At 66.9% G+C, this 1,043-nt stretch carries 1 protein-coding gene; it reads left to right on the top strand.

Annotated elements, in window-relative coordinates:
- Positions 1–230: 230 nt before the first annotated feature.
- Positions 231–1,043 (top strand): site-specific DNA-methyltransferase (locus E3D03_RS20865; protein ID WP_263568534.1); only part of this gene is annotated, 813 nt, incomplete at its 3' end.

Genomic DNA, 1,043 nt, shown 5'->3' with positions numbered 1-1,043 from the left:
GGCGATATTCGTATGCTGGCGGGCGAAGCGCGGGACATCGCCAGCGACAGGGCCGGATTTTTGGGAGGCCTCCCCGGCCGGAAGCCACCACGCAATCTGAAATAACAACGCAATAACAGCGCCTTGGCTGGTGGATTCCGGGGTGGATACCCTGGACTCCGGAATCCAGCTGGAAGCCGGTGGACTCCACCGAACCGGGGTCCACCCCGCCATCATCGACAGGATTCCTCATGACCCTCGCCTTCGCTCCCGAGCGGATCGAGACCTGGCCGCTTGCGCGCCTGCAGCCCTACGCGAAGAACGCCAAGCTGCACGGTGCCGACCAGGTCGCCAGGCTCGCTGCCAGCATGGCCGAGTTCGGCTGGACCGTGCCCTGCCTTGTGGGCGAGGACGGCGAGTTGATCGCGGGCCACGGCCGGGTGCTTGCTGCAACGCAGCTGGGGCTGACCGAGGCGCCGGTGATCGTACTCGGGCATCTGACCGAGGCGCAGCGCCGGGCCTATCGCATCGCGGACAACAAGCTGACCGAACTCGGGTCATGGGACGAGGCGTTGCTCTCGGCCGAGCTGAACGAGCTGCTGGCCGAGGACTTCGATCTTTCGCTGGTCGGGTTTTCCGACGGGGAACTCGACAAGTTGTTGGCCTTCGTGCCGGAGTGGGACGGTGAAGAAGGTGGCGCCGGGGGCTCGGTCCCGCCGGTGACCATCCCGGAGCCGCCCCGCAATCCGGCGTCGCGCAGCGGCGATCTCTGGATCCTCGGCACCCACCGGCTGCTCTGCGGGGACTCGACCAACCATGACGATGTGCGCCGCCTGATGAAAGGCGAGCGGGCGATCCTGTTCGCTACCGACCCGCCCTATCTGGTCGATTACGATGGCTCCAACCACCCGACGCGCAACAAGGATTGGAGTCAGTCCTATGGCGTCACCTGGGACGACAGCTCGCAGGGCGCGGACCTCTACGACGGCTTCATCGCCGCCGCCGTCGCCGAGGCGATCACCGAGGACGCCGCCTGGTACTGCTGGCACGCCTCGCGCCGCCAG

The organism is Paracoccus sp. DMF, from assembly GCF_004407025.1.
Classification (GTDB): domain Bacteria; phylum Pseudomonadota; class Alphaproteobacteria; order Rhodobacterales; family Rhodobacteraceae; genus Paracoccus; species Paracoccus aminovorans_B.
Note: the sequence above shows the minus strand (reverse complement) of the source record. Positions and strands in the feature narration are given on the sequence as shown.